Here is a 23,116-nt window from a genome sequence, read left to right on the forward strand (position 1 = left end):
CTGCTCGCACCGTGAGTTCGAAGGAGCACCTTCCCTATGCGTACGTCCACCCCTATGCGTACCTCCATCGCCACGGTCTCCCTCAGCGGATCCCTCACCGAGAAGCTCACCGCCGCCTCGAGGGCGGGGTTCGACGGGGTCGAGATCTTCGAGAATGATCTGCTGGCCAGTCCTCTCACCCCTGAGGAGATCCGCGCCCGTTGCGCCGACCTCGGGCTGAGCATCGACCTCTACCAGCCGATGCGCGACATCGAGGCCGTGCCGGAGGACGAGTTCAAGCGGAATCTGCGCCGTGCGCGGCACAAGTTCGAGTTGATGCGGCGGCTTGGCGCTGACACCGTGCTCGTGTGCTCCAGTGTTCATCCGCTCGCCGAGGACAACGACGCCCTCGCCGCCCACCATCTGCGCCAACTCGCCGCTCTCGCACAGGATTTCGGGATTCGGGTGGCGTACGAGGCGTTGGCGTGGGGGCGGCATGTCAGTACGTACGACCATGCCTGGCGGATCGTCGAGGCCGCTGATCATCCCGCGCTCGGGACCTGCCTCGACAGTTTCCACATCCTCGCCCGGGGATCCGATCCCAAGGGCATCGAGGACATCCCGGGCGAGAAGATCTTCTTTCTGCAGCTGGCCGACGCGCCGCTGATGGCAATGGATGTGCTGCAGTGGAGTCGGCACTATCGCTGTTTCCCGGGGCAGGGCGGGTTCGATGTCGCGGGGCTCGTCAAGCATGTGTTCGCGGCCGGCTATGACGGGCCGCTCTCCCTGGAGGTCTTCAACGACGTCTTCCGGCAGGCCGAGGCCGGCCCCACCGCCGTGGACGCCCATCGTTCGCTGCTGGTGCTTCAGGAGTCGGCGGGCCTCGCCGCGCTGCCGGAGCCGGTCGTGCCCACGGGCGTGGCCTTCGCCGAGCTCGTCACTCCCGACGCCGACCCGGTGGGTGCGCTGCTCAGGGCGCTCGGGTTCGCCCGTACCGCCCGTCACCGCAGCAAGCCGGTCGATCTCTGGCAGCAGGGGGAGGCCCGGGTCCTGGTCAACACCGGTCCCGCCGCCCGGCGTGACGGTACCCAGCTCGCCGCGATCGGCCTGGAGTCGCCGGACCCGGCCGGTGCCGCCCGTCGCGCCGAGTCCCTGCTCGCCCCGGTGCTGCCGCGTCGTCGCGCCCCCGAGGACGTCGCCCTCGAGGCGGTGGCCGCTCCCGACGGCACCGAGCTGTTCTTCTGCGCCACCGACCGGCCCGAACTCACCAGCTGGACACATGACTTCGAACCACTGGACCACCGCGAGCCCGCGCGGCACGTCCACCGCGTCGACCATCTCGCGCTGACCCAGCCCTGGCATCAGTTCGACGAGGCGGCCCTCTTCCACCGCACCGTGCTGGGCCTTTCCACGTGTGACAGCGTGGACGTCGCCGACCCCTACGGGCTGTTCCGCAGCCGGCCGGTGACCAACGCCGACGGCAGCGTCCGTATCGCCCTCAGCGTGGGGCCCGCCCCGACCGACGACACGGTCCGCGCCCAGCACATCGCCTTCACCACGGACGACGTGGTCGCCGCCGCGCGGGCCTTCCGTGCGGCCGGCGGGCGCCTGCTCGCGGTTCCCACCAACTACTACGACGACCTGGCCGCACGGTTCGAGTTCGCGGACGGCGAGCTGGAGACGTACCGCGAACTCGGCATCCTCTACGACCGTGACGCGGACGGCGACTTCCGCCACTGCTACACCGAGACCGTCGGGCGGGTCTTCTTCGAACTCGTCCAGCGGGACGGCGGCTACAGCGGGTACGGCGCGCAGAACGCCCCCGTGCGGCTCGCCGCCCAGCACGTCGGGCGGCCGCCACGCTGACGGACGTCACTGGCGGCTGACGGTACGCGTCACACCGGTGACGACCGTGGTCGCCAGGATCCAGCCCGTGATGACGAGGGCGTACGACAGCCACTGGGCCCAGCCCTCGGGCGCGTACGCCCGCTCCTGACCGAAGTCGATGATCGGCAGGAGCAGATCGAGGGTGTAGAAGACGGCGTTGAACTTCGGGGCCTCGTCCGCCTTGAGCGGGTGCGGCGGGTGCAGCGCGTACGCCACCGAGCCCACCGCCATCAGCGACAGCAGCCAGACGGCCGCGCGCAGCGGACGGAAGCCGTAGCCGACGGTGGCGTCCTGGGCGTAGCCCCACAGCCGCCCGAACCAGGGGAGCGTGGCGCGGCGGCGGCGCTGCTTGGCCAACTGGACGAGCCGGGCCGCGTCGTCGTCGCCGATCCTGCGGTACGCGGCGGTCAACTGTTCATAGGAGTGCGGGATGAATCCGTCAGTGTCCCGCGCGAGCATGGGCAACCGGTCAGGGGCCGGCAGGTGGGAGAGCAGCGAGGTGTAGGTCAGGTTGTTGAGGCGTACCTGGTCGGGGACCACGTCGGGTTCCACGAGCAGCACCTCGACCTGGGAACGCCGCAGATTGAGAACACCCTCCATGCGCGGGCCGTTGCGCAGCCAGAGCTCTCCTATGACGCAACTGCTCGCCCGCAGCGCCGTACCGCCGGGGTTCGCCATGCGCGTGTACGACAGGTCCAGGCGGCCCGCTATCCGGGCGCCCCGTATCTCCAGCCGGCCTTGCACGTACGCGTGCCGTATCTCGACGTCGGCCTCCGCCGTGAGCGTCTCCGCGGCGAGGGCGATGCCGCCGCCGGGTCGCTCGAAGCGTGCCCGGTTGAGGTTGAGCGACCCGGCGACCTTGGCACCGGCCAGCCGCACCTCCCCGCGTGCCCGTAACTCTGGCGCGCACAACTCCTCGCCGATCTCGGCCTGGTTGAGCAGCAGCGCCGGTTCACCGTCCGGTGCGGTCACCTCGGTGCGTTCCATGAAGAGGGTTCCGGAGATCTGCGCCCCGGTGAGCCGTACCGGCCCCCGGAACCGGCAGTCCGTCAGCCGCACCCCTCCGTCGACCCGGACCCGCGCCGAACGCAGGCCCGGGAGTGCGGACTTGGTGAGATTGAGGTAGCTGAGCTGGGCGCCGGAGAAGTCGGGGGTCTCCTCGAAATCGCAGTCGCTGAGGCGGATGACGTTGTCGACCGTCGCGTACTTCAGATCCAGGACGCCGGTGATCCGTGCGCCCTGGATCTTGAGGGCGGCGACCTCACCATCCCGCTGGGGAGCGGTGAGCAGCAGAGTCCGCAGCACGCTCGCCCGTACGGTCCGCTCCGGTCCCCGGTCGCCGGTGTCCGTACCGAAGTCCACCGACGCACCCCGGGGAAAGGCCTCCCACACGCGTCGCTCGGCCGGGCTCAGATCGTTGATCATCATCACCCGGGACTCTCACCCGGCACAGTTGTAACTGTCAACCACGCCTTGTCTAGTGGCCCCATGCCTCCCCATGCGTACGGTGGGCGTCCGTCAGGCCGTTCACGAAGAAGCGCTCGTAGTACTCGTTCTCGACATGATGGACCTGGAGCCAGACGCCGGGGACATGGATGGCGTCCGTGTGGGCCGGGAAACGGCCGTGCGTGCGGATGATGTACTCGCAGACGTCCCGCGCGCAGTCGATCACCCGCTGTTCGTACTCACTGGCCTCGGTGAGATAGCGCTGTCCGTAGTCCTCGCGGTAGATCCGGGTGAAGACGTCCCGGTCGGTGTAGATGCCGTCGCGGCCGAACTTCTTGTCGATGATCCTCCCTACGGCGTCCGACATGGTCGGGTACTCGGGCGGGCACGCGGCGGCGATGAGCGTGTCGCCGTCGGGGGAGCGGAGGCCGACCGGGTGCGAGCGCACGTTGGCGTACTTCGGCAGCGGGATGTGCCAGCGCCACAGATCGGCGAGTTTCCAGCGCGGGGTGACGAAGTCGAAGCCGAGCATCCTGCCGTACTCGCGGGAGAACTTCGGGTCGCCGAGGGCGATCTGCGGGTTGATGGAGGCGTGGATCCAGGCGCCCAGGCCCATCGCCTCGGCGGTGAGCATCAGGTTCTGCAGCAGCAGGTCCGCCTCGATCTGGGTGCGCATGGGGCCGAGGGCGCCGAGCGGCAGCTTCAGGTCCTTGTTGAGGAAGCCGTTCTTGACCCACTTCTTCACCCCGGCCGCGCGGTAGAAGTTGCGGTCGTCCACGAACGTGGGGCGGGCCCCGTCCGGCTGCGTGAGCAGATACATCAGGGCGTTGACGTACTGGTGGGACAGGTCGACCACCGGGAACAGCAGGGTCGTTCCGGGCAGGTTGGACAGGAAACGGTTCGAGTCGAGGTACGCCGGGAAGTCCCGCCGGCCCACCTCGACGTCCAGGCGCTTGTCCAGGACCTTCACCTTCGCCTGGCGTGCCCGCGCCACCAGGGTCTCGGCGTCGAACGGCTCGTGCGGCGCGGGCTCCAGCCTGCGCAGGAAGTAGGTGCCGGTGTCGTTGACGAGGAAGAAGTGGGTGCCCTGCGCGTTGTCCGGGCTCCCGGCGGTGCGGCCCGCCATCGTCAGATTGGGCTTGGACATGATCGGCGTCCCGTTGTCCGGGTCCTCGAAGGGCCGGTCGGGCATGGTCAGCCCGGTGGAGCCCGTGATCGCGATGAGCACCGCCTCCTCCAGCTCCGACAAGGGCTGCGCCTTGTTGCCGGACTTGTAGGTCATGGTCCCGGCGGACACCTTGGCGCCCCGGCTGACGCGGTGCGTACGGCGCCGCCACATCGTGCGGAGCAGCGGGCGCCCGAAGAGGTCGGCGAGCCCGGGGTGCATGGTGGCGGTACCGGCCAGGGCCGACCCCCCGTCGAACGCGGCCCCGTCGAACGCGGTCCCGTTGAACGCGGCCCCGCCGAGCGGCTCCTCGGCCGCGGGCATCCCGGACTGGTTGTCGGTGAATGTCATTCCGTTCCCCCGTTGTGTTCCGGGCCCGGGGTCTGACACGCCCCGGGCCGTGTGTCACGGCGTCATGGTGAACCGCCGTTGTCGCTCGTCGGCCGCACCGTCCGCCACGGCGCGAACGCGCTCGCCCCGCGGGGCAGCAGCGGCGCCAGCTCCGGGCAGTGGCGCAGGACGACGGAGTTCATGCCGCCCTTCTCGACCCAGTCGATGCCGAGCGGTGTGTAGACCTCCGGCCGGTAGTCGACCGTCAGGAACCGGTCGCTCTGCAGGCGCCGACTGGCCATCAGGATGAAGATCCGGAACGCGGTGTCGCTGAAACCGAAGCCCGTCGGCGGGTTCTCCGCAAGCAGACCGACCACTGTGTCGATCTCGTCGACATCGCGGTAGACGTCCTTCAGCCGCGCCAGCGTCTCCGCGTTCTCCGTCAGCTCCTCGAACGAACGGATACGCCCCTTGTGCAGCCCCGCCCGGAAGTCGTTGTAACGCGGCACGCCCCGCCGGCGCGTCCGCACGAGGTCGACGACCGACAGGTCGACGATCTCCCCGTCACGCTCGAACCGCTGCAACGAGCGCGGGAAGTTGTGCAGGGTGATCGCGCCCGGGTGGGCGATCCCGAACGAGTACAGCGAGTTCGCCAGCCCCGTCTTGCGGATCTGCGTCTCGGCCGCACCGCCCTGGATGTCCCGGAAGCCGACCGTCTCCAGCCGCCGCCCGAACTGGTGCTCGCGCAGCTCGTAGTCGTCCGGGATCAGCGGATGCATGCGGTAGACGGTGACGAAGTCCTCGGTGAGGGAGTACGGCGCCGCGTGATGGTCCGGCAGTGTCTTGGGGATGCCGGTCAGCGAGTGCGCTTCGAACAGCCACAGGCCCAGCTGGTTGAGCCAGTTCTTCGGCGGGCCGGACCAGTTGGTGCGCAGCGCGACGTCGATCGCCTCGGTGGCGAGGATCGCCGGCGTCCACTCCACGGTGTGGATCTTCGCGATCAGCGCGGACACCACCAGGCGGGCCGTCTGGTAGACCCGCTCCTCGCTCATCGTCGGGTACTCGGCGCGCAGCGCGTCGCACACCGCGTTGTGCTCGCGGGCGAACAGCGTGTGCATCGCGCTGAGCCCCATCCACCAGCTCTCGTTGAACCCGGTGAGCGGAATGCCGTTGCCGCTCACCGGCAGGTGGCCGTCCTCCAGACGGAGCCCCGCGCCCCCGTCCGGCTCGCGCAGGAACCGCGCGGTCTGCTCGTCCCCGCCGTACACCTCTGAGCCGTCCCACCAGTGCGAGGCGCTGTTGGCGAACAGGATCGGCGGCTCGCCGGGCCGTTCGATGCCCTCGTTCTCCGCGAACCGCATCACGTTCTCGGCCGGCCCGTTCGGTGTGTTCTGCCAGCCGCCGCCGTGTCCGGGCGGCAGCGGCACCTCGACACTACGGTCACCGGGATTGTGGCGGCGGTGGTTGACCCAGTCGTGCACCTGGAACTGGATCCACGCCGCCGCCAGCACATTGAGCGAGGTCGCCGGCACGAAGCTCTCGCGGTGCAGCAACTGGCGGCTGACGGTGACCGGATTCGGCGTGTCGAAGAGGTCCGGCCGGTAGTCGGGTTTCAGGTTCCGTCCGAACGCGGCACCGACGGCCCCCATCCTCGGCTCCGACAGATCGTTGTACGTCCCGTCGTACGACCGCTCCGTGCGCAGCCGCTCCGGGATCGGCTCCGGCACGGGCTGGGCCTTCGGCGGCGCCTCGCGCACCTCGGTGTCGATCAGGTTCAGCCGCCGCAGCACCTTCCGCAGGAACACCAGGTTCAGCAGGCTCAGCGACAGCGGCAGCCGATGCCAGGGCACGACGCGGTTCAGCACCCCGATGAGGGCGCCCACGGGACGGCCGAGCACCCTGTTGCGCAAGGGTTCCTCGGTGACGAAGCGCAGCCCGAGGCGATGGGCGCCGCCCGCCTGGTACCCGGCCTTCCGTGCCCGGTTGATGTTTCCCAGTGGCCGGAAATCGTCGGTCGTGTACCAGGGGTTGAACGTCAGGTCCTCGATCCGCCGCGCCGCCGCCCGTGCCTCGGCGCCGTCCAGTTCCTGGCTCGGGATGGTGAGCCGGGCGATCGGCACCGCCGGCGCCACCTCGTCCTTCCACTCCACCGCCGCGTCCTCGATCGGCGTGCGCCGCTCATCCACGTACCGCTGGACGCACAGATCGAACGCCACGTCCGTCTGGCCGAGCCGCCGCGCGAACTCGCGGTGCAGGAAGTCGGCATCCCGGCGGTCGGGCGCGGGCGCGGGCGGCGTACCGGGCGCGGGCCGCAGCAGATACCGCACGGGCCCCGCCTCACCCCAGAGGATGGCCCCTCTGCTCCAATAGGTCTCGTTCGCAAGGGAGTTGACGGTGCGCCGGGTCGCGGCTTGCACATTGCGCCGCATCCGCGCGGCCGTCTTCAGGCCCACCGCCAGGGGCAGCTTCACCAACAGCCCGAACGCCTTCTGCAACGGCGTCCGCGCCCCCGCCATGGCCTTGGCGAACGCCACGAACTCCCGCGCGTCGCTCGCGTGCGAGACCGGGAAACTGGTGGCCAGCAGGTCATGGCTCTCGCCGTCCGACACCCGCACGCGGACGGCCGCGCCCCGCAGGTCGGGCGAGCCGTCGCCCTGCCGGATACCGCTCGCGTTCGACAGCCGTACCGTCGCCGGATAGTCGGCGCCGGGCTGCGCGAAACCGACCCGCAGCGCCTCCGGGAGGTCGTCGTGGAAGCGGAGCCGCGCGTTCTCGACCGCCACCGGGGCCTTCGCATGGAACGCCCGTGCGATCCCGCCACCCCCGGCGCGCCGGTTCCTGACCTGGACCTCCATCAGCTCCCGGGCCAACCGCTCGAAGACGCGCCGCTCGGCCTCGGGGCTGCCGCCTTCGTACCGCTCGTATCGCTGATGGTGCTGCCCGGTCTCGGCCATCGGTCGTTTCCTTCGGACGGACGCGTGCGGACGCGTACGGATGCGTACGGGATGCATACGGGACAGAGGCCGCACGCTACCGGCGGCAGGGTTCGGCCACAGCGACAGTTCACGCCATGTACACATCTGACAATAATGAGGATGACCCTCGCAATCCGGCATGTCGTGGGAGTGTTCGAATGGGTGAAAAGGGCGATGCGCCGAACGGGGAACCGCTGGTCGGCGGCACGGTGAACGCGGGGCGGTCTTCCGGCGGGGTTCCGTGGTCGACCGCCCGGCGCCGAGTACCGCGCCCCGCCCTCCACACCCGCCTCCGCGCGCTGCGGCACCATGGCTTCGAAGGCGGCCCGCTTCCCGTCCGCCTCACCTCGGACGGCCGTGAGCAGCTGACCTTCGTACCCGGTGAGGTGGTGCTGCCGCCGTTCCCGTCCTGGGCGTTGACGGAGCCCGCGCTCGCGTCCGTGGGCAAGCTGCTGCGACGCCTGTGCCCTGATCGACTTCGACCTCGCGGCACCGGGCCGCCCCCTCTGGGACGTCGCCTCGCCGACAGCTAGCCCGCGCCCCTTCAGGGGCGCGGGGAACTGCGCGAGCAACCACGAACGACCCGCAGACGCCCAACATCCGCAACCTCCCGAGCTCTCCGGCGGGGGTTGAAGGGGCACAGCCCCTGGGGATGATGGGGGTCCCCCCGCTCGAGCGAAGCCGAGAGTGGGGGAGGGTAGGGGCGGCGGGGGCGAACCCCTACTTGCTGGACTCCACCGCGTGGCCGCCGAACTGGTTGCGCAGCGCGGCGATCAGCTTCATCTGGGGGGAGTCGGCCTGGCGGGAGGCGAAGCGGGCGAACAGCGACGCCGTGATCGCCGGCAGCGGCACCGCGTGGTCGATGGCGGCCTCGACCGTCCACCGTCCCTCACCCGAGTCCTCCGCGTACCCGCGCAGCTTCTCCAAGTGCTCGTCCTCGTCAAGGGTGTTGACGGCGAGGTCGAGCAGCCAGGAACGGATGACCGTCCCCTCCTGCCAGGACCGGAACACCTCGCGGACGTCCGTGACGGACTCCACGGTCTCCAGCAGCTCCCAGCCCTCGGCATACGCCTGCATGATGGCGTACTCGATGCCGTTGTGGACCATCTTCGAGAAGTGCCCGGCACCGACCTTGCCGGCGTGGACATAGCCGTACGGCCCCTCCGGCTTGAGCGCCTCGAAGATCGGCTGGAGCCGCTCGACGTGCTCCTTGTCGCCGCCGACCATCAGGGCGTAGCCGTTCTGCAGACCCCACACACCACCGGAGACGCCCGCGTCGACGAAGCCGATGCCCTTCGCGCCCAGCTCGGCCGCGTGCTTCTCGTCGTCCGTCCAGCGGGAGTTGCCGCCGTCGACGACCGTGTCACCGGGGGAGAGCAGGTCGGCCAGCTCATCGATGACGGACTGCGTGGCGGCGCCCGCCGGAACCATCACCCACACCACCCGCGGGCCGTCGAGGCGCTCGACCAGCTCGGCCAGACCGCCCACGTCGGAGACATCGGGATTGCGGTCGTAGCCGATGACGGTATGGCCCGCGCGGCGGATCCGCTCGCGCATGTTGCCGCCCATCTTGCCGAGGCCAATGAGTCCCAGCTGCATGTCAGTTCTCCTTGGTGCCGCCGCGCAGGGCGACGGCGTACATGTCGTCGGCGTCGAGGCGCCGCAGCTCCTCGGCGATCAGCTCGGAGGTGGCGCGCACCTTCAGGGCGAGAGTGCGGGAGGGCTGGCCCGGCAGGGTGAGCGTGGCGAGCGGGCCCTCGGGGCGGTCGATGAAGATCTCGCCCTTCTCGGAGCCGAGACGCACACCCGTCACCACCGGCCCGGCGGTCGTGACCCGCTCGACCTCGACGCCGAGGCGGGCCTCCAGCCAGCGGGCCAGCAGCTCCGCGCTCGGGTTCTCCGCCTCGCTCTCCACGGCGGCCGAGGTGATCTCCGTCCTGGCCTGGTCGAGCGCGGCCGCGAGCATGGAACGCCAGGGCGTCAGCCGGGTCCAGGCGAGGTCGGTGTCCCCGGGGGTGTACGAGGCGACCCGCTGTTCAAGGGCGGCGAGCGGGGTCTCCACCGCGTACATGTCGGTGATCCGGCGCTGGGCGAGCGCCCCCAGCGGGTCCTTGGCCGGTACGTCCGGCGCGTCCACCGGCCACCAGACGACGACCGGCGCGTCCGGCAGCAGCAGCGGCAGGACCACGGAGTCGGCGTGGTCGGACACCTCGCCGTACGTCCGCAGCACGACCGTCTCACCGGTGCCCGCGTCGGCGCCGACGCGGACTTCGGCGTCCAGGTGCGACTTGGTGCGGTCCTTCGGGGTGCGGGCGTGCCGCTTGATGACGACCAGGGTGCGCGAGGGGTGCTCGTGCGAGGCCTCCTCGGCCGCCTTGATCGAGTCGTAGGCGTTCTCCTCGTCCGTCACGATCACCATCGTGAGGACCATGCCCACGGCGGGGGTGCCGATGGCCCGGCGGCCCTGCACCAGGGCCTTGTTGATCTTGCTTGCCGTGGTGTCGCTCAGGTCGATCTTCATGGCCTGCGCCAGCTCCGTCCATCTCGTGCGAGCATCTCGTGGGCTTCCAGGATCAGCCGTTCGTACGCCTCCGGGCTGGACTCGGTGCACGACTCGCCGTACGCGAAGTCCATCGTGACGTCCCGGAGCCACTGCGTGCTCCGCCCGGTGCTCATTCCTCGTCAACTCCCTTGCTGTTCAGGGACTTCGTCACCGCGTCCAGCAGCTCCTGCCACGCCGTCGCGAACTTCGCCACGCCCTCCTCCCCCAGCTGCCGCACGACCTCGGCGTACGAGATGCCGAGCGCCTCGACGCCCCTGAGGTCGGCACGGGCCTGCGTATAGCCGCGGGTGACCGTGTCGCCGCGGACGACACCGTGCTCGGCGGTCGCGTGCAGGGTGGCCTCCAGCATGGTGTTGACCGTTCCCGGAGCGACCGGCTCGTCCACGTACAGGGTGGGCCTGTACTCCGGGCCCTTCACGCCGGTCGAGGCCCACAGGGGCCGCTGCCGGTTCGCACCCGCGTTCTCGAGGGCCTCCCAGCGGTGCGTCGAGAAGGCCTCCTCGAAGGCCTCGTACGCCAGCCGGGCGTTGGCGAGGGCCGCCTTCCCCTTGAGGGCGAGGGCCTCGTCCGTGCCGAGGAGTGTCAGCCGCTTGTCGATCTCGGTGTCGACGCGGGAGACGAAGAAGGAGGCGACGGAGTGGATGGCCGTGAGGTCGAGGCCCGCCGCCTGCGCCTTCACCAGGCCCGCCATCAGGGTCTAGCCAGGGGACGCCCCGCTTTAGCGGGGTGGGGAATGGTTTCTCTGGGCTGCTCTGACCTCAACTGGGTGCACGGATCTGCACTGTTCACCTGTGCCGCCTTTCTGCCGCATTAGACCTGCGGCGTGTGTATAGTGATCGCATGGCCGTGACCAGGAAGGTTCGCCGATTCTCCGGCGGCGTGTACGACCTCGGGCTCCACATCGTGTGGTGCCCGAAGTACCGCCGTCCGGTCCTCGGCGGCCCAGTCGCGGCACGGCTGGACGAACTGATCCGGCAGAAGGCAGACGAGCGCGGCTGGGAGATCATCGCCCTTGAGGTGATGCCCGACCACGTCCACCTCTTCGTGAAGCACGACCCGAAGTCGTCAGCCTCGTACGTGGCCAACCAGTTCAAGGGCTTCACCTCCCACGTCCTGCGCGAGGAGTTCCCGCACCTGAAGTCGCGGATGCCCACCTTGTGGTCGTCGTCGTACTTCGCGGCATCGGCCGGTGCCGTGTCGGCGGCGACGGTCGAGAAGTACATCAACACCCAGTGGGAACGCCCGTGGAAGAAGGGGGACGGCTCGTGATCCGCGCGTACAAGTTCCTCCTGCGCCCCACCGCCCGTCAGGCCGTCGCACTGCGCGAGATGCTGGCCGACCACTGCTCCCTGTACAACGGCGCTCTCCAGGAACGCCGGGACGCCTACCGGCACGCCTCGAAGAGCACCGTCCGCTACGGCGACCAGTCCGCCCAGCTCAAGGACATCCGGGCATTCGACCCCGAGCGTCAGGGCCGCTGGTCGTTCTCCTCCCAGCAGGCCACCCTGCGCCGCCTCGACAAGGCATTCCAGGCGTTCTTCCGCCGCGTCAAGGCCGGTCTCATGCCGGGCTACCCGCGTTTCAAGGGCGTCGGACACTTCGACACCGTCACCGTCCCGAAGGACGGCGACGGCTGCCGCTGGGACTCCACCCCCCACGACCCGCAGACCCGCGTGCGCCTCCAAGGCGTCGGGCACGTCCGCGTGCACCAGCACCGGCCCGTGCAGGGCCGCGTCAGGACGATCTCGGTCAAGCGCGAGGGAAACCGCTGGTACGTCGTCCTCGCCTGCGACGAGGTCCCCGCCGAGGAGCTTTCGCCCACCGGGGCGATCGTCGGCATCGACATGGGCATCGCCCACTTCCTGACCACCTCCGACGGCGAACACGTCGCCAACCCGCGCTTCCTCCAGGAGATGGCCGACGAACTGGCCGAAGCGCAACAGCACCTCGCGATGTTCCCCAAGCGGACCCGGCAGCGCACCAAGCGCCACCGCGCGGCGGCCCGGAAGGTCGCCAAGCTGTACGGCAAGATCCGGCGGCAGCGCGCCGACTTCCACCACAAGACCGCCCGCACCCTCGTGCGGGACCACGACGTCATCGCGCACGAGCGACTCAACACAGCGGGCATGACCCGCGCCCCCAAGGCCAAGCCCCACCCCGACAACGACGGCGCGTGTCTCCCCAACGGCGCCGCCGCCAAGGCCGGGCTCAACCGCAGCATCCTCGACGCGGGTTGGGCGCAGTTCCTGACGATCCTGGCGAACAAGGCTGAGAGTGCCGGTCGCCTCGTGGTCTCGGTGGACGCGCGCAACACCTCCCGCACGTGCCCCGAGTGCGGGCACGTCGCGAAGGAGAACCGCGTCACCCAAGCGAAGTTCGAATGCACGGCGTGTGGGTTCGCGGCGAACGCGGACCACGTCGGCGCGACGAACGTCCTCAACAGGGCCGGGCTGGTCCTCTGCGCGGCGGCTTAACCACCGACGCAGGAAGCCCGCGCGTTTACGCGTGGGTGGAGTCACATAGGCGTGCGTCACCTCGTAGTAGCGCTCCAGCGAGAAGATCAGCGTGACGTTGACGCTGATGCCGAGGCCGATGACCTCGGTGATCGCGGGCAGGCCGGCCTTCGTCGCCGGGATCTTGATCATCACGTTCGGACGGTCGACCAGCCAGGCGAGCTGTTCGGCCTCGGCGATCGTCGCCCGGGTGTCGTGGGCCAGACGGGGGTCCACCTCGATGGAGACCCGCCCGTCACGGCCGGCGGTCCCGTCGTACACCGGGCGCAGGATGTCGGCGGCGGCGCGGACATCCGCGGTCGTCATCATCCGTACGGCCTCGTCGACCGCGACCCCGCGCACGGCCAGGTCGGCGAGCTGCCCCTCGTAGCCCACTCCCGCGCCGATCGCGGCCCGGAAAATGGACGGGTTGGTGGTCACGCCGACGACGTGCCGGTGTTCGATGAGGTCGGCGAGGTTCCCGGAGGCGATGCGCTCGCGGGAAAGGTCGTCCAGCCAGATGGAGACGCCCGCGTCGGAGAGGCGCTTCAGGGGGTCCGCGGCGGCGGCCGCTTCGGTTGCCTCGGAGGTCACAGTGATCATCTTCCTTCAGACGGTCGCGTCAACCACGGACGGCCGACAGTGATTCCCTCGCGGTGGTGACGACGTTCGCTGCGGTGCGATGACTCCGCATGGAAACTGCCGAGGGGCTCCACGCACGCGTGGAGCCCCTCGGTGTTCGACCATACGGCGCACGGCCATACGGCCAACAGGTCCGTTCAGCGACGGAAGTTGAACCAGTTCACGTTCACGAAGTCCTGCGGCTGACCGCTCGTGAAGGTCAGGTAGACGTCATGGGTGCCGGTGACCCCGCTGATGTTCGCGGGCACCGTCCGCCACGACTGCCAGCCACCGGTGTTGGCGATCGAGAAGCTGCCGATGGGGGCGTTGGTACGGCTGTCCAGGCGTACCTCGACGAGCCCGCTCACACCGGAGCCCGCGCCGCTGGCGACCCGGGCGATGAACTGGGTGGCCGCCGTGGAACCGAAGGCGACGTTCTGGAAGAGCGCCCAGTCGCCATTGGCCAGGGAACCGATGTTCTGGCCGCCGCCACTGTCGGTCGTGGTCTCGGTACTGACGCCGCTCTGGCTGTCGTACGACTCGGCCTGGATCGCGCTGTACGCGTCACGGGTGCCCGACGGTGGAGGCGTGGTGGTGCTCCCGGCGGCCGAGAGGACCTGAACGTAGTCCACGACCATGGGGACACCGGAGCGGGTGTCGCCGTCCAGGCCGCCGCCGAACGCGTCGGGGAATGCGCCGCCCATCGCCACGTTCAGGATGATGAAGAAGCCGTGGTTGGTGGCGTTGTTCCAGGTGGTGGCATCGACCTGGCTCGCGTTGACCGAGTGGAACCGGGTGCCGTCGACGGAGAACCGGATCGTCTCCGGCGTCACGGAGCGGTCCCACTCCATGGTGTAGGTGTGGAAGCTCGACTGGCAGGTTGTGTTGGGGCAGGCCGTGGAGTTGCCCAGGCCGGTCGTCTCGTTGCACGGCCCGCCGGGGTTGGTGCCGCAGTGCATCGTGGCCCACACCTGGTTGCGGCCCTGGACGTTCTCCATGATGTCCAGCTCGCCGACGCTCGGCCAGTTCTGGTAGTTGCCCCGGTACGGCGCGCCCAGCATCCAGAACGCGGGCCAGTAGCCCTCGGCGGCCGTGCCGGTGACGTTCGGCATCTGGAGCCGGGACTCGACCCGCAGTTTCCCGCCCGCCGGGGGCTGGAAGTCGGTGCGGTTGGTCTCGATACGGCCCGAGGTCCAGTTGCCGGCCGAGTCGCGCAGCGGGGTGATGCGCAGGTTGCCATTGCCGTCGAGCGAGACGTTGTTCGTGCTGCTCGTCATCGTCTCGACCTCACCGGTGCCCCAGTTCGCGGGCCCGCCGGGGTACGAAGTGCCGGTTGCGTACTGCCAGTTGGAGGTGTTGACGCCGGTGCCGGCCGTGCCGTTGAAGTCGTCGACGAAGACCCGGGTCCAGCCGGTGGGCGGCGCGGGCGCGTCACCCTGCGCGGCCGTCGCCCCGGCCGTGGCCAGCGCCAACGCGCTGACGACGGCGAGGAGTACGCGCCGGAGCGGGCGACGGCGTCTGATGGGTATGCCGGAAGGTTCGGAGCTTTCACTCATAGCGGCCTCTTCAGGTGTACGGAGTGAAGTGCGCGGGTGGGGGAGCGCTCCGTGGAGTCCCGTTCTGAGAGCGCTCTCAAGGATGAGCGTGCGGACAATGTGCGCTCCGTCTCTGCGGTCGTCAAGAGTCAAAGCGGAGAAAGTCCGTACCTCTGCGGCGAGTTCATGATGTGAAGGTGCGCATCAAAGGGACGAGGCGACGGGCGGTCAGTCCCCGGCCGGCCTCGCTCCCGCCGGCGATGACCGGGCCTCCGGCTCGTCCGGGCGCACCGAGAACGCCGTGTCCCCGGCCATCGCCACGATCGCGTCCCCGACGAGCAGCACGCTCGGTGGGGCCTCGGCCGCGATGTCGCCCGGATCGTCGAGCGGGCCCGTGCGCCACAACTCGGCGCCTGTCGCGGCGTCCAGACCCAGCAGCCGGCCGAACCGGTTGGCGAAGTAGACCTCGTCCCGCGCCGCCGACACCGCCGGAGCGGAGAGGTCAAGCAGGTGGTGCAGTTCGATGAGGTCCGGACGGGCCGCCGGATCCTTCGCCAGGCAGCGCGCGGTGATGGCTCTGAGCGGCTCCGGCACCGAATCCATCTCCGGCTCCTCGTACATCACCTGATAGCCCGCCATGTACGGGCTCTCCGCCTCGAACGGACTGTTCCCGCAGGCCGCGTACACCAGCAGCGAGCCGAGCGAGAACACGTCCGAGGCGGCGGTGACGTCCCGGGGCGAGCGCAGCTGTTCCGGCGACATGAAGGGCGGGGTGCCGATCACCCGGCCGGTCCTGGCCAGGGCCTGGTTGTCGCAGGCGCGCGAGATACCGAAGTCGATGACGCGCGGACCGTCCTCGGCCATCAGGACGTTCGCCGGTTTGAGGTCCTGGTGCACGACACCGGCCTGGGTGGATGTCCCGCAACGCCTCGGTGAGCCCGAGGGCGAGGGGCCTCACCCGGGCCGCGTCCAGCGGGCCCTCCTTGCGGACGAGCCCGGAGAGGGTCGGGCCGGGCACGTACTGGGTCGCCATCCAGGGCCGATCGGCCTCCGGATCCGCGTCGAGCACCGGCGCGGTGAACGCGCCGCTGACCCTGCGGGCCGCCGCGGCCTCCTGCCGGAACCGCGAGCGGAACTCCTCGTCCTCGCAGAACTGCGCGTGCACCAGCTTCACCGCGACCAGCCGCCCCGACGCGGACCGCCCGAGACAGACGACACCCATGCCACCGGAACCGAGCCGATCCAGCAGCTCGTACCCGCCTTTGACGAGGGGACCGTCGTCACTCAGCGGCATTTCCCACCACGCCCATTCGTACGGCAGCTGCGGCAGGCAGCCCAGGCGTTCAGCCGAACCGGGGGCGGACCGGCCTGTCCTTGGCGTTGAAACGACTGCTGTGACCCTTTATTCGATGGCCCGCCCCCCGAACCACCCGCTAGCTTCGCCCCATGGCGGACACCCACGGCACATGCACGGATCGATTCGCCCCGGTGCGGGAAGCGCTGGCGGCCTCGTTGGACGACAAGGACGTCGGGGCCTCGGTCGCCGTCTACGTGGATGGGGAGCCGGAGGTTGATCTGTGGGGCGGGTATGTCGACGCCGGCCGCACGGTCTCCTGGGAGCGGGACACCATCGGCAACGTCTGGTCGACCACCAAGACGATGGCGGCGCTGTGCGCGCTGATCCTGGCCGACCGCGGTGAGCTGGACCTGGCCGCACCGGTGGCCGCGTACTGGCCCGAGTTCGCCGCGGCGGGCAAGGAGGGCGTACGGGTGAGTCACTTGCTCTCGCACACGTCCGGGCTGCATGTCTGGGACGCGCCGACGACGATCGACGACCTCTACGACTGGCCGACCGTCACCGCCCGGCTCGCCGCGCAGGCACCGGCCTGGGAACCGGGCACCGAAGCCGGGTACCACGCGGTCACCCAGGGGTATCTGGTCGGGGAGGTCGTACGCCGGGTCACCGGTCGCAGCCTGGGCACCTTCTTCGCCGAGGAGGTCGCGGGACCGCTGGGCGCCGACTTCCACATCGGCCTGGCCGCCGAACACGATCACCGTGTCGCACCGATCCTCGCGCCGCCCTCGTCCCCGCCCCGGGGTGACGTGCCGCCCAACCCGGCCATCCCGCCGGACACCGCCAACACCCTCGCCTGGCGGCGCGCCGAGATCCCGGCCGCGAACGGTCACGGCAACGCCCGTTCGGTCGCCGCCGTGCAGTCACTGCTGGCCTGCGGGGGAGCGGCCCGGGGCGTTCGGCTGCTGTCGGAGAAGGGGTGCGAGCGGGCCCTGGAGGAGCAGTTCAACGGCACGGACCGCGTCCTGGGCGTACCGATGCGCTACGGCATGGGCTACGGCCTGAACGCCGGCCAACTGCCCAATCCCCGCACCTGCTTCTGGGGCGGCTGGGGCGGCTCGGTCGTCCTGGTCGACCTCGACGCCCGGATGTCCGTCGCGTACACGATGAACCAGATGATCGACCCGGGCGGTCTCGGCGACGAGCGGGGCTTCATGATCCTGGCGGCCGTCTACGAGGGTCTTTCGGTCTGACACACAAGACATACAAGAGCGCTCCGGCCCCCTGACGACGGCTCAGGGGGCCGGAGCGCTGTTGATGGGCGGGCCCGGTGTGCGCGCTGTCGTCGGCCACTGGCAAGATCACTGCCTGTGAGGGGAACCAGAACGCCGGATTCCCCCTCTCTACGGTCGGGGGTCGCACAGTTGATCACCGCGGTCCCCCATGACCTGCCGCAACAAGGTGTTCATGCCCTGTGCATGGTTGTGCTCCGAGTGTCAGTCCATGATCGGATCACGACCACCCGACGACCGTCATCCAAGGAGTCCGTATGTCCAGCCGCCGTCGCTTTCTCGCCGGGACCGCCGCCCTCGGCGCGACCGGAGCGGTGGCCGGCTGTGTCGCGCACGAGGGACGCAAGGCGGCCGCCGGCGACGCCGCGGCGGAGGCCAGTCGTCCGCCCGTGTCGATCGTGCCCGCGGCCCAGGCCCCGTCGCAGCGGCTCAACTTCGTGGTCGTCCTCGCGGACGACCTCGGCTACGGCGAACTCGGTTCCTACGGGCAGAAACTGATCCACACCCCGCGCCTGGACGCCCTGGCAGCCGAGGGCCTGCGCTTCACCGACGCCTACTCGCCCGCACCGGTCTGCGCCCCCGCCCGCGCCTCCATGCTCACCGGCCTGCACAGCGGCCACGCCACCGTGCGCACGAACCCGTGGGGTCCCGGCGGCCAGGGCAGCCTCACCGAGGACGACTTCACCTTCGCGGAGGCGCTGCGTGCCCTCGGCTACCGCACCGGACTCATCGGCAAGTGGGGCTTCGGCCCCGAGGAGCCGGACCAGCCGAGCCACCCCAACGCCCGTGGCTTCGAGGAGTTCTACGGCTATCTGACGCACAAGCACGCCCACGACTACTACCCGACGTACCTGTGGGACAACGACAAGAAGCAGGGCATCCCCGAGAACCGGGACGACGCACGGAAGGTCTACGCGCCCGACCTGCTCGAGGAGCGCGCCCTCGGCTTCGTCGACACCCACAAGGACCAGCCGTTCCTGCTGTTCCTCGCCCCGACCGTGCCGCACGCCCCGAGCCTCGCCCCGAACGTCGGCGAGTACGCGGACAAGCCCTGGTCCCGCCCCGACAAGGAGCACGCGGCCCAGGTCACGGGCCTGGACACGCTCGTCGGCAACATCGTCGACCGGCTCAAGAGGCACCGCATCGCACAGCGCACCCTCGTCATCGTCACCAGCGACAACGGCCCGCACGAGGAGGGCGGCACCAACCCCGACCTCTTCGACGGCAACGGCCCGCTGCGCGGCTACAAGCGCAACCTGTACGAGGGCGGCATCCGCGTCCCGCTCATCGCCTGGTCCCCGCGGCGCGTCCCGGCCGGCACCACCGACCGGCCGACCCCGCTGATCGATCTGCTGCCGACGCTCGCCGACCTCGCGGGCGCGCCCGCCCCGTCCGACATCGACGGGCTCTCCGTGGCACCGCTGCTGCGCGGTGGCGGTCACCAGGCCGCCCGCCACGACCATCTGTACTTCTACCGCAACCACAACGGCGTCACCCCGCGCGCCGACCGGGTCGACCAGGGCCGCGCGAAGCGGGCGGCGGAGGCGGTGCGACGCGGCAATCTGAAGGCGGTGCGGTTCGCGCCGGGGCAGAGCCGGGACGCGCCCGACAGCCAGTGGGAGGTCGAGCTGTACGACCTCGCCCGCGACCCGGGCGAGCGCAACAACCTGGCGGCCAGGCGGCCCGCCCAGGCCGACGCGCTGGTGGCCCTGATGCACACCTCGTGGGTGGACACGTACAAGCGCAAGCCGTTCGGAGTCAGCCTCCAAGTGACCCGGAAGAACGGCAAGTTCCTCGTCACGGCCACCTGCGCCAACGGCTCCGCCCGGCCCTGGACCGCCGCCCGGCTCGCCCTCACCGCGCCGAACAGCTGGCAGGTGCGGGCGCTCGGGCCGGTGACCACGGACCGCATCCGCTCCGGCGGCCGCTTCACCACCCGTTGGGAGGTCACCCCCGCCGCGGACGCCGGACAGGGCTGGCTCACGGCACGTGGCACCGCCACCCACGCGGGCGCGACGGTGACGTACGCGGCTCAGTCGCTGGTGAAGAAGTAACCGCTCGGCACCGCTCAGGACGCGTCGGGCACCGTTCAGGACGCGTCGGGCACCGTTCAGGACGCGTCGGGCACCGTTCAGGACGCGTCGGGCACCGTTCAGGACGCGTCGGGCACCGTTCAGGACGCGTCGGGCACCGTTCAGGACGCGTCGGGCACCGCTCAGGACGAGGAAGTGCCCCGGCCCGGGATCGCCGATCCGCGTCGGGGTTCGTCCGGCCGCCAGCCCAGCGCCCGTGATATGCCGCGCGCCGCGACCCGGACCGCCGGGGCCAGCACCGGTACCTGCGCGCCGGCCTGCGGCACCACCACCGACACGGCGGCGACCACGGCTCCGCCCGGCCCGCGCACCGGGGCGGCCACCGACAGCGCGTCCTCCGTGACCTGACGGCTGCTCACCGCCACACCCGTACGGCGTACTTCGGCGAGCGCCCGCCGCAACTGGGCTCCGTCGGTGATGGTGTACGGGGTGAAGGAGGCCAACTCCCCCTGGCAGTACTCCTCTTGGGCCGCGAGTTCGCCGTACGCGAGGAGTGCCAGACCCACGCCCGTGGCGTGCAGCGGCCAGCGGGCGCCCACCCGGATGTGGACGCCGACCGCCGAGCGCCCGGAGAGCCACTCGATGTAGACGACCTCGTCGCCGTCACGCACCGCCAACTGCACGTTCTCGTGCGTCGCCTCGTACAGGTCCTCCAGGTACGGCAGCGCGACCTGGCGCAGCGCGAGCCCGCGCGGGGCGAGCGCGGCGATCTCCCAGAGCCTCAGACCCACGTGGTAGACACCGGACGCGTCCCGCTCCAGGGCGCCCCACTCGGTGAGCGCGCCCACCAGCCGATGGGCCGTGGTGAGCGTCAGCCCGGCCCGGCGGCTGATGTCGGTCAACGAGAGCGCCGGGTGGTCGTGGTCGAAGGCGGCCAGCACGGCGAGCAGCCGGTCGGGGGCGGAGCGGGCGGCCCCCGCTGTCGGCAGGGCGTCGGTGGTCATCGGCATGGCGTCACCCCAGTCCGGCTTCGGCGACCTTCTGCAGCAGTACATGGAGCGTGTCGCGCTCGGCGGCGTCGAGCGGGCCGAGCAGTTCGTTCGTGACGCGCTGCCCGGCCTCGTCGGTGTTCCGCAGGAAGGAGCGGCCGTCCTCGGTGAGGACGATGATCCGGCTGCGGCGGTCGTCGGGGGAGGGGCGCCGCTCGGCGAAGCCCAGCTTCTCCAGGTCGTCCACCAGCCCGACGATCGCGCTCGGGTCATAGCCGAGGGAGGCGCTCAGCTCCCGCTGGAGCGCACCCGGCGAGGTGGCGAGAAGGCGCAGCAGCGCGTAGTGCCGCAGCCGCAGGCCCGACTCCTGGAGCGAGGCGTTGAACAGCTGCCCGGAGCGCAGGCCCAGGCGGTACAGGAGATACCCCGTGTCCGCGTGCAGCCCGCGCATCCACGGCTCGCGCCCTTCGATCGAGGCGGGGTTCTGCGTCTGCTGGCCGGCGATGGCGGACTCCCTGGTCGAGGCCCCGGGAGAGGGGCGGCGCATACGTACTACCCCAGCATGCCCCAAAGATCTGGCAACAACAACTATTGACGTCAACAACTATTGCTCTTAACTTCGATTTCGTAGCCGCAGTCGGCAGACGCTCGCCAAGCGTTCGACGCCGCACCGCCACCTGAAGGGACCCCACTCGTGCCCAGCATCGATCTCACCGGCAAGGTCGCCGTCGTCACCGGCAGTGGCCGAGGCCTCGGCCTGGCCTACGCACAGGCCCTGGCCGCCGCCGGCGCTTCCGTGGTCGTCAACGACATCGACGAGGCCGTGGCCGAAGCGGCCGTGAAGTCCATCACCGAGGCGGGCGGCAAGGCCGTGGCCGAGGTCGTGCCGGTCGGTACGTCCGAGGCGGCCGACAAGCTGGTGAACCGTGCGGTGGAGGAGTTCGGCCGACTCGACATCCTGGTCACCAACGCGGGCATCCTGCGGGACAAGGTGCTGTGGAAGATGTCCGACGACGACTTCGACGCGGTGATCACCACCCACCTCAAGGGCACCTTCACCTGCGCCCGCGCCGCCGCCATCCGCATGCGCGAGCAGGGCGAGGGCGGCTCCCTGATCCTCGTCGGCTCCCCGGCCGGCCAGCGCGGCAACTTCGGCCAGACGAACTACGCCGCCGCCAAGGCCGGTATCGCCGCCTTCGCCCGCACCTGGGCCATGGAGTTGGGCCGCGCGAACATCACCGTCAACGCGATCATCCCGGTCGCCGCCACCGCCATGACCGAGACCATCCCGGTCTTCGCCCCGTATGTGGAGGCGCTGCGCGAGGGCAAGCCGTTCCCGGACTTCCTGCGCAAGGGCGAGGGCTTCGGCACCCCCGAGGACTGCGCGGCCCTGATCCCGTTCCTCGCCTCCGAGGCCGCCCGCGGGGTCACCGGCCAGGCCATCGGCATCGGCGGCGACAAGGTGGCACTCTGGTCGCATCCGCAGGAGATCAAGACGGCGTACGCGAACGGCGGCTGGACCCCCGAGGCCCTCGCCGACGTCTGGCCGACCTCGCTGGGCTCCGAGCCGCAGACCGTGGGCGTCCCCGCCCCGAAGATCCCGGAGGCGTGATGAACGTCGAGGAACTGGTCGCCATCGACGTCCACACCCACGCGGAGGTGTCCTCCAAGGGCACCTCCTCCCTGGACGACGATCTGCACGACGCCTCCTCGGCCTACTTCAAGGTCGAGGGCAAGCGGAAGCCGACCATCGAGGAGACGGCCGCGTACTACCGCGAGCGGAAGATGGCCGCCGTGATCTTCACGGTCGACGCCGAGTCCGCGACCGGCACCGAGCCCGTCCCCAACGAGGAGGTCGCCGAGGCGGCCGCCGCCAACGCGGACGTACTCATCCCCTTCGCCTCCATCGACCCCTTCCGCGGCAAGGCCGGCGTCAAGCGGGCCCGCCGCCTGGTCGAGGAGTACGGGGTGAAGGGCTTCAAGTTCCACCCCAGCATCCAGGGCTTCTTCCCCAACGACCGCTCGGTGGCGTACGACCTGTACGAGGTCATCGAGGAGACCGGCACGATCGCCCTCTTCCACACCGGACAGACGGGCATCGGCGCCGGTGTGCCCGGTGGGGGCGGCATCCGGCTGAAGTACTCGAACCCCCTGCACGTCGACGACGTCGCCGCGGACTTCCCGCATCTGAAGATCATCCTGGCGCACCCCTCCTTCCCCTGGCAGGACGAGGCGCTGGCGGTGGCCACGCACAAGCCGGGGGTGCACATCGACCTGTCCGGCTGGTCGCCGAAGTACTTCCCGCCGCAGCTGGTGCAGTACGCGAACACCCTGTTGAAGGACAAGGTGCTCTTCGGCTCCGACTACCCCGTCCTCACCCCCGACCGCTGGCTCGCCGACTTCGAGAAGCTGTCGATCAAGGACGAGGTCAAGCCGAAGATCCTGAAGGAGAACGCCGCCCGGCTGCTCGGCCTGACGAAACCATGACGACACGGTTAAGGACACACCCCATGTG

The 23,116-nt window shown here is 70.2% G+C and carries 16 protein-coding genes and 4 pseudogenes; 8 read left to right on the forward strand and 12 right to left on the reverse strand.

Going from position 1 to position 23,116, the window contains the following annotated elements:
- Positions 1 to 54: 54 nt before the first annotated feature.
- Complete coding sequence (locus CES90_RS04145) at positions 55 to 1,845, forward strand: bifunctional sugar phosphate isomerase/epimerase/4-hydroxyphenylpyruvate dioxygenase family protein (RefSeq protein ID WP_189783186.1); 1,791 nt, start codon at positions 55 to 57, stop codon at positions 1,843 to 1,845.
- 6 nt (positions 1,846 to 1,851) lie between these two features.
- Here CES90_RS04145 and CES90_RS04150 read toward each other — a convergent pair whose 3' ends face one another.
- The 3 genes from CES90_RS04150 to CES90_RS04160 all read right to left on the reverse strand — a co-directional run bounded on the left by CES90_RS04150 (position 1,852) and on the right by CES90_RS04160 (position 7,761).
- Positions 1,852 to 3,294 (reverse strand): pentapeptide repeat-containing protein, encoded by a 1,443-nt coding sequence (locus CES90_RS04150; protein ID WP_189782974.1) that lies wholly within the window; start codon positions 3,292 to 3,294, stop codon positions 1,852 to 1,854.
- A gap of 49 nt (positions 3,295 to 3,343) precedes the next feature.
- Positions 3,344 to 4,828 (reverse strand): hypothetical protein, encoded by a 1,485-nt coding sequence (locus CES90_RS04155; protein WP_189782973.1) that lies wholly within the window; start codon positions 4,826 to 4,828, stop codon positions 3,344 to 3,346.
- A 62-nt stretch (positions 4,829 to 4,890) separates the two neighbouring features.
- Positions 4,891 to 7,761, reverse strand: a complete 2,871-nt coding sequence (locus tag CES90_RS04160) for a peroxidase family protein (protein WP_189782972.1) — start codon at positions 7,759 to 7,761, stop codon at positions 4,891 to 4,893.
- A 179-nt stretch (positions 7,762 to 7,940) separates the two neighbouring features.
- On the opposite strand from CES90_RS04160, the pseudogene CES90_RS04165 reads away from it, so the two are divergent.
- Positions 7,941 to 8,301 (forward strand): annotated as a pseudogene (locus CES90_RS04165) (aminoglycoside phosphotransferase family protein); the annotation flags it as partial.
- A 201-nt stretch (positions 8,302 to 8,502) separates the two neighbouring features.
- On the opposite strand, the gene gnd reads toward CES90_RS04165, so the two are convergent.
- From gnd to CES90_RS04185, 4 genes and pseudogenes are all read right to left on the reverse strand, one after another.
- Positions 8,503 to 9,381 carry a phosphogluconate dehydrogenase (NAD(+)-dependent, decarboxylating) gene (gnd, locus tag CES90_RS04170; RefSeq protein WP_189782971.1) on the reverse strand — a complete coding sequence of 293 codons (879 nt, stop codon included), beginning with the start codon at positions 9,379 to 9,381 and terminating at the stop codon, positions 8,503 to 8,505.
- 1 nt (position 9,382) lies between these two features.
- Positions 9,383 to 10,303, reverse strand: a complete 921-nt coding sequence (opcA, locus tag CES90_RS04175; protein WP_189782970.1) for a glucose-6-phosphate dehydrogenase assembly protein OpcA — start codon at positions 10,301 to 10,303, stop codon at positions 9,383 to 9,385.
- Entirely contained in the window at positions 10,300 to 10,458 is a 159-nt protein-coding gene (locus CES90_RS04180) for a hypothetical protein (RefSeq protein ID WP_189783201.1), read from the reverse strand. The genes opcA and CES90_RS04180 overlap by 4 nt, the downstream gene beginning before the upstream one ends.
- Positions 10,455 to 11,036, reverse strand: a pseudogene (locus CES90_RS04185) (transaldolase family protein); the annotation flags it as partial. The pseudogene CES90_RS04185 and the gene CES90_RS04180, both read right to left, overlap by 4 nt.
- 149 nt (positions 11,037 to 11,185) lie before the next feature.
- On the opposite strand from CES90_RS04185, the gene tnpA reads away from it, so the two are divergent.
- Entirely contained in the window at positions 11,186 to 11,614 is a 429-nt protein-coding gene (tnpA, locus tag CES90_RS04190) for an IS200/IS605 family transposase (RefSeq protein WP_189782968.1), read from the forward strand.
- Positions 11,611 to 12,819 carry an RNA-guided endonuclease InsQ/TnpB family protein gene (locus CES90_RS04195; RefSeq protein ID WP_189782967.1) on the forward strand — a complete coding sequence of 403 codons (1,209 nt, stop codon included), beginning with the start codon at positions 11,611 to 11,613 and terminating at the stop codon, positions 12,817 to 12,819. Before tnpA ends, CES90_RS04195 begins: the two co-directional genes overlap by 4 nt.
- 44 nt (positions 12,820 to 12,863) lie before the next feature.
- On the opposite strand, the pseudogene CES90_RS04200 reads toward CES90_RS04195, so the two are convergent.
- The 3 genes and pseudogenes from CES90_RS04200 to CES90_RS04210 form a co-directional block, all read right to left on the reverse strand.
- Positions 12,864 to 13,440, reverse strand: a pseudogene (locus CES90_RS04200) (transaldolase family protein); the annotation flags it as partial.
- Between the two features lie 176 nt (positions 13,441 to 13,616).
- On the reverse strand, positions 13,617 to 15,014 hold the full coding sequence (locus tag CES90_RS04205) for a glycoside hydrolase family 16 protein (protein WP_189782966.1): 1,398 nt from the start codon (positions 15,012 to 15,014) through the stop codon (positions 13,617 to 13,619).
- Positions 15,015 to 15,497: 483 nt separating this feature from the next.
- A pseudogene (locus CES90_RS04210) lies at positions 15,498 to 16,287 on the reverse strand (serine/threonine-protein kinase); the annotation flags it as partial.
- A 152-nt stretch (positions 16,288 to 16,439) separates the two neighbouring features.
- Between CES90_RS04210 and CES90_RS04215 the strand changes: the two are divergent.
- Entirely contained in the window at positions 16,440 to 17,540 is a 1,101-nt protein-coding gene (locus CES90_RS04215) for a serine hydrolase domain-containing protein (RefSeq protein WP_189782965.1), read from the forward strand.
- A 296-nt stretch (positions 17,541 to 17,836) separates the two neighbouring features.
- Positions 17,837 to 19,633, forward strand: coding sequence for a sulfatase-like hydrolase/transferase (locus tag CES90_RS04220; protein ID WP_189782964.1), 1,797 nt, complete (start codon positions 17,837 to 17,839; stop codon positions 19,631 to 19,633).
- A gap of 161 nt (positions 19,634 to 19,794) precedes the next feature.
- Here CES90_RS04220 and CES90_RS04225 read toward each other — a convergent pair whose 3' ends face one another.
- Together CES90_RS04225 and CES90_RS04230 are read right to left on the reverse strand one after the other, a co-directional pair.
- Positions 19,795 to 20,622 carry an IclR family transcriptional regulator gene (locus CES90_RS04225; RefSeq protein WP_189782963.1) on the reverse strand — a complete coding sequence of 276 codons (828 nt, stop codon included), beginning with the start codon at positions 20,620 to 20,622 and terminating at the stop codon, positions 19,795 to 19,797.
- Positions 20,623 to 20,626: 4 nt separating this feature from the next.
- Positions 20,627 to 21,052: a MarR family winged helix-turn-helix transcriptional regulator gene (locus CES90_RS04230; RefSeq protein ID WP_189783185.1), complete on the reverse strand. Its 426-nt coding sequence runs from the start codon at positions 21,050 to 21,052 to the stop codon at positions 20,627 to 20,629.
- A 243-nt stretch (positions 21,053 to 21,295) separates the two neighbouring features.
- Here CES90_RS04230 and CES90_RS04235 point away from each other — a divergent pair, with 243 nt between their 5' ends.
- Both CES90_RS04235 and CES90_RS04240 read left to right on the forward strand, forming a co-directional pair.
- Positions 21,296 to 22,213 carry an SDR family NAD(P)-dependent oxidoreductase gene (locus tag CES90_RS04235; RefSeq protein WP_189782962.1) on the forward strand — a complete coding sequence of 306 codons (918 nt, stop codon included), beginning with the start codon at positions 21,296 to 21,298 and terminating at the stop codon, positions 22,211 to 22,213.
- Complete coding sequence (locus CES90_RS04240; RefSeq protein WP_189782961.1) at positions 22,213 to 23,088, forward strand: amidohydrolase family protein; 876 nt, start codon at positions 22,213 to 22,215, stop codon at positions 23,086 to 23,088. The genes CES90_RS04235 and CES90_RS04240 overlap by 1 nt, the downstream gene beginning before the upstream one ends.
- Positions 23,089 to 23,116: the final 28 nt, after the last annotated feature.

It is taken from the genome of Streptomyces capitiformicae, from assembly GCF_002214185.1.
Lineage (GTDB): Bacteria > Actinomycetota > Actinomycetes > Streptomycetales > Streptomycetaceae > Streptomyces > Streptomyces capitiformicae.